This is a genomic window from Streptomyces sp. WAC05292, from assembly GCF_003949955.1.
Lineage (GTDB): Bacteria > Actinomycetota > Actinomycetes > Streptomycetales > Streptomycetaceae > Streptomyces > Streptomyces globosus.
The window spans coordinates 1-1009 of the sequence record NZ_RPSE01000734.1 but is presented as its reverse complement, the minus strand read 5'-3'; the positions used below and the strand labels follow the sequence as shown (position 1 = coordinate 1009).

The following is a 1009-nucleotide window of genomic DNA, read 5'->3' as shown; positions in this document are numbered from 1 at the left end:
ACGCCACCGGCAACAAGCGGCTCGACAGCGCGCACAACGTCGTCGAGACCGGCCGCGCCGGGCTCGTCTTCATCGTGCCCGGCCGCGGGGCGACGCTCCGCGTCAACGGCCGGGCCTGCATCTCCGCCGATCCGCGGCTGCTGGAGCGCCTGACCCCCGTCGGCAAGCCGCCGCGCAGCGCCCTCGTCGTCGAGGTGGAGGAGGCGTACCAGCACTGCCCGAAGGCGTTCCTGCGCGGCAGCGCGTGGAAGCCGGAGGCGTGGCTGTCCGAGGACGACGTGCCCAGCTCGGCCGAGATCACCCTGTCGCACGTGGGCGTGCCCGGCCTGACGCTGGAGCAGATCAGGCAGAGTGAGCGGGAGTCGCTCCTGCACCGGTACGAGTGACCCCGGCCGCGGCGGCCCTCAGTCGAGGGTGACGTCCTCGCCGCGGGCGTGCGCGGTGACGCCGTCGGGGCCGACCGACACCTCGGAGGCGCGCAGACCCCACGGCAGCGCGGGCAGCTTCCACTGCTTCTCCGCGAGCGCCTGCCTGACCATCGGCATCGCGGGGTCGACGGGCGCGCCGGCCAGCGTCGCCGACGTCGCGTGCAGGGTCACCGTGTCGCCCTGGAGCCGGAGTTCGGCGGTCACGGCGACCGGGAGGCCGAGTGCGCGGCGCTCGATCCTGAGCCGGCCGTTCCCGGCGTCGGACAGGGTGGCCTTTCCTCCGGCCTCGCCGGCCAGGGCTTCGAAGGGGACGGTGAACCGGGCGTCGACCGCCGACGCCGTGTAGCCGTCCTTCTCCCGGGAGACGCCGCCCAGTTCGACGTCGGCCTCCACCGGCCGGCCGTCGGGCGCATGACCGTCGGCCCTGACCCGGACCTCCGGGTGGGCGCCCCGGGCCGCTCCGAGCAGGAACGGATAGCCGCCTATCTCCACTTGCGGCTTCGACCGCAGGTCGGGGTGGCGTGCGGCGATCCGGTCGGCGAGCCTGTCCTCGCCGCGGTGGCGGGCGAAGGCGTCGGCCG

General features: G+C 75.0%; 2 protein-coding genes. One reads left to right on the top strand and one right to left on the bottom strand.

From position 1 onward, the window contains the following. The coding region (locus EF903_RS34550; RefSeq protein ID WP_399422220.1) for a pyridoxamine 5'-phosphate oxidase family protein at window positions 1–386 on the top strand (386 nt) is incomplete at its 5' end. A gap of 18 nt (window positions 387–404) precedes the next feature. Here the strand turns inward: EF903_RS34550 and EF903_RS32710 are convergent. After that, window positions 405–1009, bottom strand: a 605-nt coding sequence (locus tag EF903_RS32710; RefSeq protein WP_148142657.1) for a DUF2993 domain-containing protein, incomplete at its 5' end; no start/stop codon positions are given.